A 13,830-nucleotide genomic window follows, 5' to 3' on the forward strand; every position below is an offset into this window, starting at 1 on the left:
ATAAGATCAGACACACAAAAGGGAAAGAGCTACTTTAGTGAATCTATCTTTAATTTCCATGGCGTTTCTTATTTTTGTTTGCGGCTCATCAACGTACAGCGGCCAACCGCAGTTAACTCTCCAGAATCCGTATAAATTTTTCCTTCCCAAACTTGAATGGCTTGTCCAACACGATCGGCTGTTGCAATCACAGTTAAAGTCCCTGTGGCAACACTTTTTAGATGATTGATTTGAAGATCTACACCAACAGCGTAAGATTCTGAATCTAGTTGTTCTTTGGCTCCTAGACTACAAGCAGTTTCAATTAAAATACCATTGATTCCTCCATGTACAATTCCATAAGGTTGTTTATGAAAATCCTCTATTTTCATGGTTAAAATAACTTTGTCTTTAGACAGTTCAGTTGTTTCAATCTGTAAATAGTCTAATAAATGCATGAAACTCATCCTTTCTTTTTGCGATAGAACACTAAATAGTTTCTAGAAAATCAATAACCTTGTCTAATGTCAAATGATGATAACTTAAGGAATCAAAATAAAATACCTTATTTTTAGGATAATTTTTTAGATCAAACTGTTTTTGTAGTCCTGGCACACAAATAATCGCCTCTGCTTTTTGCGCAATACTATCTATATCAGCTATAGAATCATCCAGCACAACCTGCCAATGACTATTTCTCTTAGCAAGTTCTTGATTCAATTGTGTGACGAGTTTCTTTTGCTTGAACATACCTAAAATATTGCCATTTGGGCGCATATTTTTACCAAGCATAGGTGTACTTTGATAAACAACGATTGCTGTATTCATCATTAAAACTCCTTTTTTATCTTTAATAAAAATAGTAAACAAGTTCTGGATTAATAACAAGGGATTTTGTGATTTTTAATAAATTTGTTTAAAAAAGCTAACACATATTTTGAGTTTTTGTAGTATAATCGATGTTTAGTTTGAACGAAAGGAGAAGAAGTACAAATGGGGTGTCTAGGAAATATTATTTGGTTTATTTTTGGTGGCTTTATTGGCGGATTGACTTGGGTTTTAGCAGGAGTTCTTTGGTGTATTACAATTGTAGGGATTCCAATTGGTTTACAGTGTTTTAAATTGGCTGGGCTAAGCTTCTGGCCGTTTGGCAAAAGAGTTGTTTATAGTACAAGTAGTATGTCGTTTTTGGTAAATATTCTTTGGCTTGTCCTCAGTGGTTTTTGGCTAGCTGTCGGTCATTGTGTCAGTGGCATTATCTTGTGTGCAACGATTATTGGTATTCCATTTGGGATGCAATCATTTAAATTGGCTAAGCTTGCGTTAATGCCTTTTGGCGCTCAGGTGGTGCCTACGAATAGTACGTATATGGAATAGGAAAAAAGACTAGTTGAGCTGAAATTAGGTTAAACTAGTCTTTTTTTGTATATTTCATTGAAGCAGTGCATATATAACCTTCATTAATTTTCTTTGATAGAAAACCTTTGAAGTAAATGGTGCAGAGTTATTTGAGAGAGTTATATAGTTTTTTTAATAAATAATTATAGATTAGTTAAAATAAATGATTCATCTTTCATATTGTTAAATATCTTTTCCGGAAGTATAATAAAGATAAATACATTTAGGAGAATAAAAATGGATAGTGATATTTTAGAGATACTTGAAAAGATAAAGCAGCAACAGAAAATTAGTGTAAAAGAACAAATAAAGTATATGCGCTTTAAACATATTGGATTTAATGAAATTGATGAATCAAACGCAATAAAAATACTATCTGAAAATACGTATTATTATAAAATAACGGCATTCAGAAAAAATTTTGAGAGAGCTGCTGATGGAAAATACGTGAATCTAGATTTTAAGCACTTGTCTGATTTAGCCACTATCGATATGCATTTAAGGTATCTTCTTATGAAATTAACATTAGATATTGAGCATTCATTAAAAACAAAAATTATATCAACTATCACAGAAGGTGATGATGATGGCTATTCAATTGTGAATGAATATAATAATTACCAGCAAAACAGTTTTAATCTTCGAATAGACAGACAATGTATTTCTGATAAAGAAAAACTAGAGATGAAGACGAATTATATTCAGGTAGTGGATAACATAATGAAAGGGAGAAGTAATACAAAGAATTATGATTACGACTTGTACTGCAAAAGAATCGATAATCCATCTATTTGGGTACTTTTAGAATTAATGACTTTCGGTCAATTGTCATCATTTATCAAGTTTTATTGTGAACAAAATTTGTTTGAATCAAATAAATATGAATTGGCTAAAATTTTTCTTCCGTATGCAAAAAATGTAAGAAACTGCGCAGCTCATAGTAGACCTATTTTATTATATTTAAAACAAGAATTTCAATTTAATGATGAAGAAAAGCCAAGGTTTCCTCATAGAAAACTGACAGAATATGTCAAAAGAACTGAATTTAGAAATAATCGTATTTATCATAATTTAACAAATATGAGAGTGCATGATTTAGTTTCAGTATTATTTCTCCATGATGTTTATGTAGAATCATCTGGTATTAGAAAGAATAGAAAAATTGAGTTAGAAGAGTTGATGACTAGATGTAAGCGTAATAAGCATATATACATAAATCAACCTTGGTTGCGTGAAAAATATGCTATGTTTGATGAAATAATTAAGAACTATTGATTTTTGGGAGAATTATGACAGAGTTTAGTGTTGACCGAGCTTAATTCAAATGGTAACATAGTTGTTAGATGAAAGACCCTTCCGAAAGGTCGTTTATAGTTGGGGTAACAGCTAGCTATAGATTAAAGGAAAATAAAACTGTTTGATACAAGCTTTTTGTGGAGTTTGTATCAGACAGTTTTTTTGTATGTGTTTTTCAGAGAAAAAAGTAACTATACTTTAAATAAATGTTTTTTCATGCTATTTTCTAAAAATTCTGCTTTATTTTAGATGTGTCTCACCATATTTTTCATCACTATATAAACCGTCTATCATTCTAAAAATCGTATATTTGTGTATAATAGAAGCATTGGAAAATAAATAGGTTATACAAATCAACCCTTCGGAAAAAGATAAAATATGAATAAAGCCAAAAAGTCCTCAGTCCTATTTTGCTATCAGAGCTGAGCGGGCTTGTTCCGCGTTTAAACTATCTAGCTTCGCAGGCTAACCTCTTCGGAAAAAAGATAAAATCAGAACGAGGTAAAGACCACCTCAGTCTTATTTTCCTATTTTTCTGTCGAGGTTGAACGGGCTTGTTCCGCTTTTAAACTGTCTAGCTTCGCAGGCTAACTCTTCGGAAAAAAGATAAAATCAGAATAAGGCCAAAAACGCCTTAGTCTTATTTTCCTATTTTTCTGTCGGAGCTGAACGAGCCTGCTTCGCTTTTAAAACTATAAGGAGGTTTCCCAATGAGAAACTGGACAACGATCAAAGAATACGATGAAATTTTATTTGAACAAGAAGGTAAAGTGGCGAAAATCACAATCAATCGTCCTCATGTACACAATGCCTTTACACCGAAAACAGTGATGGAAATGATCGATGCATTCAACATTAGTCGTGATAAGCAAGATATTGGCGTGATTATTTTAACTGGTGCAGGAGACAAAGCATTTTGTTCTGGCGGCGATCAAAAAGTTCGTGGACATGGTGGTTATGTAGGGGAAGATAGTGTTCCTCGTTTGAATGTTTTAGATTTACAACGTTTGATCCGTGTGATTCCAAAACCTGTAATTGCTATGGTTAAAGGCTATTCAATTGGTGGCGGAAATGTGCTGCAACTTGTGTGTGATTTAACGATCGCAGCGGATAATGCTAAATTTGGACAAACAGGACCGAATGTAGGAAGTTTTGACGGTGGCTATGGTTCCGGTTATTTAGCGCGTGTCATCGGTCATAAAAAAGCCAAAGAAGTCTGGTTCTTATGCAAACAATATTCAGCGGAAGAAGCATTGGATATGGGCTGGATAAATACTGTGGTACCATTAGCAGAAGTGGAAGATGTTACGATGGAATGGGCCGAAGAAATGTTGAAGAAAAGCCCACTTGCCTTGCGTATGATCAAAGCTTCTCTTAATGCTGATACGGATGGACTTGCTGGAATCCAACAATTAGCAGGGGATGCAACACTGCTTTATTACACAATGGATGAAGCCAAAGAAGGACGCGATTCATTTAAAGAAAAACGTGATCCTGATTTCGACCAATTCCCTAAATTTCCATAAACTAAAAGGGTGAAAAACATGAGTAGTTGGCTACAAAAACAAGTGAATGAACGACCTGATCGTCCTGCGTTTTATTGGCAGGATGAAGTCTGGTCGTTTGCTGAGGTTGCTGAAGAAGTCAACCATTGGGTATCGACTTTTTCCATAAAAATACCGCAAACAGAAAAACGGGTTGCGCTATTTAGCCGTAATTCAAAAGAGATGTATTTTTCGATTCTAGCGTTATGGGAAATGGGCAAAGAGCTAGTTTTTTTGAATACGCATCTAAGTTTGACGGAGCTTCGTTACCAGTTGACTGATGCAGCAGTAAAAGTGGTGGTCGTTGCTGCCGGTAGTTCGAAGGAACTGACAGAGATAAGTCAGATTAACCTGATTGAAATGAGCTGTTTTGAGCCTACTGAAAAAAGTATAATTACTTATTCTGTATACCAATCAGAAGCAACAGCTTCAATTATGTATACATCTGGAACGACTGGAAATCCGAAAGGCGTTATTCAATGTTTTAGTAACCATTTTGCCAGTGCGTTAGCAACCCAAGAGAATATGGAAATTACAGCCGATGATTGCTGGCTTTGTCCTGTACCTTTGTTTCATATTAGTGGTTTATCGATCATAATCCGCCAATTAGTAATAGGGTGTAGTTTTCGTTTATATCCTAAATTTGATGTGGACGTAATAACAAAAGAGTTGATGCAAGGAAAAGGAACCGTGATTTCTGTCGTTGCTGTTATGTTGCAAGAACTATTACAAAAGTATCCTAAATCAGGTTATGCCCCACAATTTAAAGCGATGTTGCTAGGAGGTGGACCAATTTCTCCTAAAGCTTTAGAAGAATGCGAAAAATATGGTATCCCGGTGATTCAATCCTATGGTATGACCGAAACGTGTTCTCAAGTTGTCGCCTTAAGCTTTGAAGATGCATCAACTAAGATCGGTTCAGCAGGCAAGCCGCTAGCAGGTATGAAAGTTAAGATCGTCAATGACGAAGAACAAGTATGCAATCCTAATGAAGTGGGAGAAATTCTATTAAAAGGTAAAAATGTTATTCGGCACTATTTAAACGGCGAACAATGGCAATTAGTCAAATGGACTGCAGATGGCTGGTTTAAAACAGGTGATATGGGCTATTTAGATGACGAGGGCTATCTTTATTTAGTCAGCCGCTTAAGTGAGCTGATTATTTCTGGTGGAGAAAATATTTATCCGACAGAAATTGAGCATATTATACAGGAAATGCCTGGAGTAACGGAAGTTGCTGTAATCGGTGAATCCGATAAAAAATGGGGAGCAGTGCCTGTCGCCTATATTGTGGGAGACGCGACGATTACAGAATCAAGCGTACGCAAGTTTGCTCAAGCTTATTTAGCTAAATTTAAACTACCTAAAAGAGTTTATTTGTGTGAGTCACTTCCAAGAACGGCAAGTGGAAAATTAGCGAAACATCGTTTAACATCAACAGAAAGGGAGGCTTTTTTAAGCAAATGAGCATTCCTCAAGAATTAGAACAAGCATATGAACAAGGCTATCGAAAATTTAGTTGGATCAAAGAATTAAATGAAGATACGGATTCTTTGCGTACTATTTTTAAAAAGGGGCAAAAACAATTTCATGGTGAACGCTTTTATTGGCAAACGCCTGAGAAAGAACTCACTTTAGTAGGATTAGGCAAAGAAGAAGAGTTAAAGGGCGATCAAGCCTCTTTTGAACAAGTAGATGCATTCATTTTAAAAGAGAAAGCTAAAATTTATCACAACCGTTCTATAATAGGAACAGGAGCCCTTTTGTTTGGTGCTTTTGCTTTTGATAGCAAACAAAGCCAGCAAAATGATTGGGGAAAAATGGAGCGGGGATTATTTTATCTTCCAACCCTCTTACTCACACAAGTGAATAAAAAACGGTACCTAACAATTAACTTTAAAGCCGAAAATCAACAAGAGTTACAACAGAAATGGGCGCATCTGAAAGAACAATTCATAGAGTTGATGAATACCAAAGTAGCAGAACAAGAGGTCTTACCAAGGATTACCGCAGAAGAAGTCGCAGTATCTAAATGGCTAAAACTTGTTGATCAAACAGTTGAGAAGTTAAAAGAAGCAGGACCATTAGAAAAAGTTGTTTTGGCAAGACGGATGAAGGTGGCAAGTAACGATCCGTTTCAAGCAGATGCTATTTTAGAAAATCTCCAACAACAGCAAACGAATACGTATTTTTTTGTTTTAGAATCTGAGGAACATGTATTTATCGGAGCTACACCAGAGCGTCTTTTACAAGCATCTACTACCATGTTTTCAACAGCGAGTGTGGCTGGGTCTGTTTCACGTGGAACAACTAAAAGCGAAGATTTAGCGTTAGGAAATCACTTGTTGAATGATCTAAAAAACCGACAAGAACATAAAATTGTCGTAGATCGAATTGTCAATGAATTAGAAAAAATGACTGGCGATTCAATTCAAGTTCAGGAGCCGCAATTATTAAAGAATCGTGATATTCAGCATCTTTACTTGCCAATCGAAGGTAAGCGTCAAACGTTATTTCGCTTTCTAGAAGGAATCAAGCAGCTACATCCAACACCGGCATTAGGTGGTGAGCCTAAAGAATTAGCTTTGGACTGGCTTACTAAACATGAATCGCTGGATCGAGGATTGTATGGAGCACCGATTGGCTGGATCGCCATTAAAGAAGACGTAGGAGAGTTTGCAGTTGGGATTCGTTCAGCGGTGTTTTCAGGAAATACTGGGTATTTATATGCAGGCTGTGGCATCGTTAAAGATTCTCAGGCTGAATTAGAAAGAGAAGAAACAAAAATCAAATTTCAACCGATGTTAAGAGGAATAGGTGGAGATATTCGTGACGAATCAAAATGAAATGACAAACTATTTACATGCTTTTATTGAAGGGATGATCAGTAGTGGTGTTAGCCAAGCTGTAATTAGTCCTGGTTCGCGTTCTACACCTTTAGCATTACTGATGCATCGGCAAGAAAGAATTGAAACATTTGTTGAAGTAGATGAACGTTCTGCGGCTTTTTTTGCTTTAGGATTGAGTAAAGCAAGCAACAAGCCTGTTGTTTTACTGTGTACATCTGGAACTGCTGCAGCAAATTATTATCCAGCAATTTGTGAAGCGAAAGCGAGCCATGTTCCATTGATCGTTCTAACCACAGATCGTCCCCATGAATTACGCCAAGTTGGTGCACCACAAGCGATGGATCAGTTTCAATTATTTCAAAGTCACGTGAAGTCATTTGTGGAAATGGCGATTCCAGAAGGTACGAAAGCAATGATAGATTATGCTTATTGGCAAGGTATGCGTTCCACTGATACCGCTTGTCAAATACCACAAGGACCAGTTCATTTAAATTTTCCGTTAAGAGAACCATTATTACCCGAGTTGAGTCGTTCATCAAAGATCGAAAAAACAACGATGATCGTTACAGGAAAACAACAACTGTCTGAAGACCAATTGTCTAAATGTGTCAACGCATGGCAAGGTAAAAAAGGGGTAATTGTTGTTGGCGGAAGTCATACAACGATGGAAGCTGAGTGTTTTGTTCAACTAGCCGAAGCCTTGAACTGGCCGATTATTGGTGATCCATTGGCAAACCTTGTCTCATGCGGGAATAAAAATCTGCTGATCATGAGTTATGCTGACTTGTTTATTCAAGAAGTCGACATGATTCAACGTCCAGAAGTAGTCGTTCGGTTCGGGATGTTACCTATTTCTAAAAATATGATGTTTTGGCTGCAGACTTTGGATGATTCAGAGACTAGGATTTACTTTGTTGATGAAACAGGAGAGTGGCAGGATCAGTTAAAACAAACACAAATTGCTATCCAAGCAGAGGAGCAAATGTTCATTCAAGCAATTATTGATAAAGTTGAAATCAAAACGCCTGATACTTGGAGTAATCAGTGGATTGCGTGGCAAGAAATAACTGATCATCAATTAAGCGAACTAGCTGAAATGAATGAGCTAAATGAAACAACAGCCAGTATTCTTGTTCATAAAATGATGGTTGAAGATGGGCAACTATTTGTCTCAAACAGCAATGCTATACGTTTTTTAGATCGATTTTCTACTGTTGAAACAAGTAGCTATCAATTGTTTGGAAATCGTGGGATTAATGGGATTGATGGAATTGTTTCAACTGCACTAGGGATGTGTGCGACACATCCTGATCGTCAAAATGTTTTGTTGATTGGTGATTTAGCGATGTATCATGATATGAATGGTTTGTTACTGGCGAAATGCTATAATCTACCTTTAACGATTATTTTACTAAATAACAATGGTGGTGGAATTTTTTCTTTTCTTTCACAACGTCAATTGACACAAAAAGATTTTGAACCTATTTTCGGTACACCAATTGATTTGGATTTTTCATTAGTGGCGGCGTTGTACGGCGCAACTTACACAAAAGCTGAAAATCTAGAACAGTTAACCTCACTACTAGAAGAAACACAAAAAAAGCCGAAGTTTCAAGTGATTGAAATCGTTGGTGACCGACAAGCAAATGTGGAGTTGTATGAAAATGTTATGAGGCAATTAAAAGACAAACTAAGGAGCACTTAGATGAAAATCAACATAAATGGCGTACATTATTATTGTGAGTGGTTTTCAACTTATGAAACCGATCGACCGACGTTGGTTTGCTTCCATGGGTTTACTGGTACTAGTCAGACTTTTGCGCCAGTTTTCCAAGAAGAAAGCGAATGGAATATTCTTGGAATCGATTTGATTGGTCATGGCAATACCGATTGTTATGTTCATCCTTATCGTTACCAAATGGAGTGTTTATGTCAAGATCTTGCTTTGTTGACGGAAGAGTTAGGATTAGTTCAGTTTTCTTTATTAGGCTATTCAATGGGGGCTAGAGTGGCGTTAGGATTTACGCAGCTATTTCCTAGTAAAATCCAAAACTTAATCTTAGAGAGCGGTTCTCCTGGCTTAGAGAACGTTATGGAACGATTGTCCAGACAACTAGCCGATGAACGTTTGGCTGGCTCAATCTTGAATCAGCCGATCGAACGGTTTGTTGAAAAGTGGGAGAATTTATCTCTTTTTAAGAGTCAAAAAGCATTACCATTTAATGTTCAGTGTGGAGTTCGACAAGAGCGTTTATCTCAACATCCTTTTGGGCTAGCTTGTAGTCTATGGTTTATGGGTACAGGCGTTCAGAGCAGTTATTGGCAGGAATTGCCAAAGATAAAAGTATCTATTCTATTGATTGTGGGAGAATTAGATCTGAAATTTCAACAAATCGCTAAGAATATGAAAGAGCGACAACCAAATATAGTCATTGAGCTTGTAAAAGACACTGGTCATTGTGTTCATTTAGAGAAGCCACGCACTTTTGAAAGAATTGTTCATATGTTCTTAAGAGGAGGAACCAACAATGAAAATCCATCGCATTGACCGTTACTGTGTTCGTCTTCCTTTGAGGACTCCTTTTGAGACTAGTTATGGCCGTCTAACAGAGAAGGCTTTTGATATTATAATTGTGACGGATGAACTTGGCAATCAAGGATTTGGCGAACTTGTTCCCTTTGAACAGCCAGACTACATAGAAGAAACAATTGATACAGCAAGAATCATTAGTCAAAAACATTTGATCCCTCTGCTGATTCATACGAATATCTGTCATCCTAATGACGTGTCTGCTCTCTTTGAAGTGGTTAAAGGCAATCAAATGGCTAAATCTAGTCTTGAAACAGCTATTTGGGATTTATATGCTAAGCGTAATAAAAAAAGTCTTAAAGCCTATTTTAAGGAGACTAGAGCGCAAATTCCAGTGGGAGTCAGTGTTGGAATCCAAACTGACTTATCCAAATTGACTGATCTAGTTAATGGATACATTGATCAAGGGTATCAGCGAGTAAAATTAAAAATTCGACCAGGTTATGATCTAGAGCCTCTTGAAGCGATCCGACATAAATTTCCTGAACTTCCACTTATGGTAGATGCGAATTCAGCCTATACAATTGCAGATATTCCTCATTTAAAACAATTAGATGCTTATAACTTAGCTATGATCGAACAACCTTTTGCGGCGAATGATTTTTTAGAGCATGCACAATTACAAAGAGAAATTAAAACAAGCATCTGTTTGGACGAAAATATTCGATCATTGAAAGATTGTGAATTAGCTTTTTCTTTAGGTAGTTGTAGAAGTATCAACTTGAAAATCCCCAGAGTTGGTGGGATTTCTGAAGCTTTAAAAATTATAGACTTCTGTAAAGAAAAAGACTTACTTGTTTGGTTAGGTGGAATGTTTGAATCAGGTGTGGGTAGAGCGCTGAACTTGCAATTTGCTTCTCAAAATATCTTTACTTTTCCAGGGGATATTTCTGCGTCTGATCGTTATTATTATGAAGATATTTTAACGGAACCTATTAAAATTCAGAACGGAGAAATTCAGGTGCCAGATGGAATAGGAATTGGTGTTACATTGTCTGAGGAAATGCTATTAAAGTATGGAATTTACGAGCCGATTTTTGTCAAATAAAGAGCTGCCAGAAAAACAACAAGTATTATTGTTTTTCTAGCAGCTTATTTATATGCAGAAACTTATTCTTCTTTCAATGCTTTTTCAATTTGTAATCGTTGAACTTTCATTGTAGCAGTACGAGGAATTTCTTCCCAATCCATAATTATCGGTTTGTTTAAGTGAGGTAAGTCAGCCACTTGCTTCCACCAAGCGTCCCAATCCATTCCTTTTGTTGGATCAACGGCTAAAATCGGTTGGGGAGAATTATCTTTTCCACGAACAATAATGACTTCTTGAAGAAAATCAAGAGCATCGAGTAAATGATCTTCAATCGCTAAATTACTATCGATTTTTTCAATCAAATCAACTTGACGGTCTTTCAAGAATAAATGCCCATTCTCATCCATAAAACCATAATCACCGCTGTCCCACCAAGGACCAAAAACAGTAGCTTGGAAGCGATCGTCTTCTTTATAGTAGGTCAAGGCTCTTCCTTTTGATAAAAATTGAATATGTCCATTTGTCATGGCTGGTAACACGTGGCCTTCTTTGTCAGCTATGCGTGCTTCTGTCAAACCTTCTAAACCAACACCCATGTCACGGGCGTCAGAAGTTTTTAAAGACTCGAGCGTATGTGCTTTTAAGATCATTGGTCCGCATTCACTTTGTCCATAAACCTGAAGAAAAATTGGATCATTTGTTCCAGAAGCGTTTAAAAAACTAGCCATTGTTGCATTATTGATTGCATCAAAAGTAGAATGATAATAACGCACACTGGCAAATACTTCAGGATGTTGTTTAGCCAATGAAGTCCACTGAACAAAATTATTGGGATGTGTTTCAAGAGCAATAGGCTGATACTCTAAAAGCATTTTTGAAACAGAATGACTATTTGAGACGGATAAAGGCATCATTGGAAAACCCATCGCCATCAATGAAGAAATTCCGATATTGAAACGAGAATGAACGGGTGAAATATGAAATCCAACAAGTTTCTTTTCAGAAATTTTCGTGAAAATCGTTTTTTGCCATTTAGTCCGCCACCCCATTGAATTAGCAGAATGACAAATCAATTTTGGAATCCCAGTTGTTCCAGAAGTATGGGTCATATAAGCGATTGCATCTTTGGCAAGCTCTGTTTGCGGTACTTCTGTTGTTGGTGTTTGTAAAAGGGTAGCTATTGAAATTTGTTTTTCGGGGGAACTATTTTTTACTTTCTCTATTTTATCAGCAGTTTCATCATCAAATAAGATAAAAGGATCTTCTAAACGATCAACAAAAACATCAATCGTTTCAGCGGGAAAATGATAAGAAATCATTGCCGGAATAGCGCCTAAATAAGAAGCTGCCACAGCTAGTAAGTAGGTGTCGAACATCGAACTTTTAAAAATTATGATTTTATCTCCAGTACTTACGCCTAAACTAGCTAATTGATATGCACGAGTTAAAATAGCTTTATGGCTTGATTGGTAGGTATATTTCGTTCCAAGCTCAGGAAATGCAGGTAGTGTCTCATCGTGAATGATAGCTGTATCAGGAAAATTAAGTGAAGCATTCAGATAATTTGTGTATAAATTGAGTGGTTGATAATCTAACAAGTGATTCAATATAAAAGCACCCTTTCAAAATGTTGTTGGTTTGAGAAAAGATTGTGTAAAAACGAACAAGGGTAGTATACCATGAAAATAAAATAACCTACATTAATTTGATAATCATTGCATTATTTTTACGTATAAATAATGAAAATACGAAATTTATACGTATTATTATTAAGAGACGAAACAAAAGAATAAACTGGATAAAAAAATACCATAAATTCGTAACAAGGCTTGATTTTATAAGTTTTTAGGTGTATAATGAAAAATTGTGAGTAGTCTATTTAATTTTAGATAACTCTCCTTGCTCTTAGTCAACTAAGAGCCTTGAAGTCCATAGGGAGGTGAAAATCAATGAGTCAAGCTACGAATTATGAAATTATGTATATTATTCGTCCGAACATTGATGAAGAAGCAAAAACTGCTTTAGTAGAACGTTTCGACACAATCTTAAAAGATAACGGAGCAGAAGTTATCGAATCAAAAGATTGGGAAAAACGCCGCTTAGCATATGAAATGAACGGATTCCGTGAAGGCATCTATCATATCGTTAAAGTATCTTCTCCATCAACTGCAGGAGCAATCAATGAATTTGATCGTCTTGCTAAAATCAATGATGATATTATTCGTCACATGATTATCAAGGAAGAAGTATAGTAAAATGTTTCACGTGAAACATTTATAGGCGAAAGGAGATGTTTAAATGATTAACAATGTTGTATTAGTTGGAAGACTAACAAAAGATCCAGATTTACGATATACATCTAGTGGTTCAGCAGTTGCGACGTTTACATTAGCTGTAAACCGTAATTTTACGAATCAAAACGGAAATCGTGAGGCGGACTTTATTAATTGTGTGATTTGGCGTAAACCTGCTGAAACAATGGCGAATTATGCACGTAAAGGTACATTATTAGGCGTTACTGGTCGCATTCAAACAAGAAATTATGAAAATCAACAAGGTCAACGTGTATACGTGACTGAAGTTGTATGTGAAAATTTCCAGTTGTTGGAGTCTCGTTCTGCATCAGAACAAAGACAAACACAAGAAGGATCAGGTTCAACACCAACATATAATGCTGGTGGCGGAGGTTTCCAATCACAAAACAATAATTTCGCAGGACAAAACAATTTTAATCAATCATCCTCTCAGTCTAACAACAACGGTATGCCTGATTTTGATAGAGATGCTGATCCATTTGCTGGATCAGGTTCAACTATTGACATTTCAGATGATGATTTACCATTCTAAACGAATTTGATAGGAGGGAATAAGAATGGCACAACAAAGAAGAGGCGGACGTAAACGCCGTAAAGTCGACTATATTGCAGCGAACCATATTGAATATATTGACTATAAAGATATCGAACTATTAAAAAAATTCATTTCTGAACGTGGAAAAATTTTACCACGTCGTGTAACAGGTACTGGCGCTAAGAACCAACGCAAATTAACAATTGCAATCAAACGCGCGCGTATCATGGGCTTATTACCATTTGTTGGTGAAGAGCAATAATATAGAATTTACTGAGGATCAAAGAACATAGT

General features: G+C 36.2%; 14 protein-coding genes. 11 read left to right on the top strand and 3 right to left on the bottom strand.

What is annotated here, in order from left to right:
• Positions 1-68: 68 nt before the first annotated feature.
• Both A5880_RS07790 and A5880_RS07795 read right to left on the bottom strand, forming a co-directional pair.
• Positions 69-437 carry a PaaI family thioesterase gene (locus A5880_RS07790; protein ID WP_086330416.1) on the bottom strand — a complete coding sequence of 123 codons (369 nt, stop codon included), beginning with the start codon at positions 435-437 and terminating at the stop codon, positions 69-71.
• Between the two features lie 31 nt (positions 438-468).
• Entirely contained in the window at positions 469-807 is a 339-nt protein-coding gene (locus tag A5880_RS07795; RefSeq protein WP_086330417.1) for a hypothetical protein, read from the bottom strand.
• 165 nt (positions 808-972) lie between these two features.
• Between A5880_RS07795 and A5880_RS07800 the strand changes: the two genes are divergently transcribed.
• The 8 genes from A5880_RS07800 to menC all read left to right on the top strand — a co-directional run bounded on the left by A5880_RS07800 (position 973) and on the right by menC (position 10,704).
• Positions 973-1,356 (top strand): YccF domain-containing protein, encoded by a 384-nt coding sequence (locus A5880_RS07800; RefSeq protein WP_086330418.1) that lies wholly within the window; start codon positions 973-975, stop codon positions 1,354-1,356.
• Between the two features lie 258 nt (positions 1,357-1,614).
• Positions 1,615-2,652, top strand: coding sequence for an Abi family protein (locus tag A5880_RS07805; protein ID WP_336577034.1), 1,038 nt, complete (start codon positions 1,615-1,617; stop codon positions 2,650-2,652).
• A gap of 731 nt (positions 2,653-3,383) precedes the next feature.
• Positions 3,384-4,199 (top strand): 1,4-dihydroxy-2-naphthoyl-CoA synthase, encoded by an 816-nt coding sequence (gene menB, locus A5880_RS07810; protein ID WP_086330420.1) that lies wholly within the window; start codon positions 3,384-3,386, stop codon positions 4,197-4,199.
• Between the two features lie 18 nt (positions 4,200-4,217).
• On the top strand, positions 4,218-5,684 hold the full coding sequence (locus A5880_RS07815) for an o-succinylbenzoate--CoA ligase (protein ID WP_086330421.1): 1,467 nt from the start codon (positions 4,218-4,220) through the stop codon (positions 5,682-5,684).
• A complete protein-coding gene (locus A5880_RS07820; RefSeq protein WP_086330422.1) occupies positions 5,681-7,063 on the top strand; it encodes an isochorismate synthase in 1,383 nt (460 codons plus the stop codon). The genes A5880_RS07815 and A5880_RS07820 overlap by 4 nt, the downstream gene beginning before the upstream one ends.
• Entirely contained in the window at positions 7,047-8,771 is a 1,725-nt protein-coding gene (gene menD, locus A5880_RS07825; RefSeq protein WP_086330423.1) for a 2-succinyl-5-enolpyruvyl-6-hydroxy-3-cyclohexene-1-carboxylic-acid synthase, read from the top strand. Before A5880_RS07820 ends, menD begins: the two co-directional genes overlap by 17 nt.
• Positions 8,772-9,614, top strand: coding sequence for a 2-succinyl-6-hydroxy-2,4-cyclohexadiene-1-carboxylate synthase (gene menH, locus A5880_RS07830; protein ID WP_086330424.1), 843 nt, complete (start codon positions 8,772-8,774; stop codon positions 9,612-9,614).
• On the top strand, positions 9,595-10,704 hold the full coding sequence (gene menC / locus A5880_RS07835) for an o-succinylbenzoate synthase (RefSeq protein ID WP_086330425.1): 1,110 nt from the start codon (positions 9,595-9,597) through the stop codon (positions 10,702-10,704). Before menH ends, menC begins: the two co-directional genes overlap by 20 nt.
• A 62-nt stretch (positions 10,705-10,766) precedes the next feature.
• Here the strand turns inward: menC and A5880_RS07840 are convergent, their stop codons facing one another.
• Positions 10,767-12,293, bottom strand: a complete 1,527-nt coding sequence (locus tag A5880_RS07840) for an AMP-binding protein (protein ID WP_086330426.1) — start codon at positions 12,291-12,293, stop codon at positions 10,767-10,769.
• Positions 12,294-12,635: 342 nt separating this feature from the next.
• On the opposite strand from A5880_RS07840, the gene rpsF reads away from it, so the two are divergent.
• Genes rpsF through rpsR form a run of 3 tightly spaced genes read left to right on the top strand, consistent with a single transcriptional unit; the run spans position 12,636 to position 13,798 of the window.
• Positions 12,636-12,938 carry a 30S ribosomal protein S6 gene (gene rpsF / locus A5880_RS07845; RefSeq protein WP_086330427.1) on the top strand — a complete coding sequence of 101 codons (303 nt, stop codon included), beginning with the start codon at positions 12,636-12,638 and terminating at the stop codon, positions 12,936-12,938.
• Between the two features lie 46 nt (positions 12,939-12,984).
• Positions 12,985-13,533 carry a single-stranded DNA-binding protein gene (gene ssb, locus A5880_RS07850; protein WP_086330428.1) on the top strand — a complete coding sequence of 183 codons (549 nt, stop codon included), beginning with the start codon at positions 12,985-12,987 and terminating at the stop codon, positions 13,531-13,533.
• A 25-nt stretch (positions 13,534-13,558) separates the two neighbouring features.
• Positions 13,559-13,798 (top strand): 30S ribosomal protein S18, encoded by a 240-nt coding sequence (gene rpsR, locus A5880_RS07855; protein ID WP_010762117.1) that lies wholly within the window; start codon positions 13,559-13,561, stop codon positions 13,796-13,798.
• The last annotated feature ends 32 nt before the right edge of the window (positions 13,799-13,830 follow it).

Origin of the sequence: Enterococcus sp. 4G2_DIV0659 (assembly GCF_002140715.2) — a bacterium.
In the GTDB taxonomy this organism is placed as follows: domain Bacteria; phylum Bacillota; class Bacilli; order Lactobacillales; family Enterococcaceae; genus Enterococcus_L; species Enterococcus_L mansonii.